The 436-nt window shown below is 61.2% G+C and carries 1 pseudogene; it reads left to right on the forward strand.

The window, feature by feature from the left end:
- Positions 1-436: pseudogene (locus IBT54_RS24910) on the forward strand (type IV secretion system protein TraC); the annotation flags it as partial.

The raw sequence follows: 436 nt of genomic DNA on the forward strand, positions 1-436 counted from the left end.
CGGCAGCGAGCACTGGAACCCGGAGCAGGAGCTGCACCGCCAGTGCGTGGATAACAGTACCGAAATGGAGGTTCATCCGGATCACCTGAAGCTGATCACCGCGCGGCAGCAGGGTGACCGGGCGGTCAGCGACAGCGGCGATAAAGCGGTGGTCAGCACGCGCATCGTGAACATGCAGCTGACGAAGGTGCCGAGGCAGTTTGCACTCTGGCAGGCGGCGGACAACCTGCAGAACATGCGCTTCCCGGATTTAGGTATTCCCTGTCCGTTCCTGCTGAGCTGGACCATCTGCGTGGAGGATCAGGTGAGCAGTCAGAACGAGGCGTTCCGCAAAGAGCAGGACATGGGCAAGAAGGCCAACTCCTCCTACGGCAAGCTGTTTCCCAATACGCAGCGCACCTATGAGGAGTGGCGCGACCTGCGTATGGGGCTTGCC

It is taken from the genome of Pantoea sp. S62, from assembly GCF_016658625.1.
Lineage (GTDB): Bacteria > Pseudomonadota > Gammaproteobacteria > Enterobacterales > Enterobacteriaceae > Pantoea > Pantoea vagans.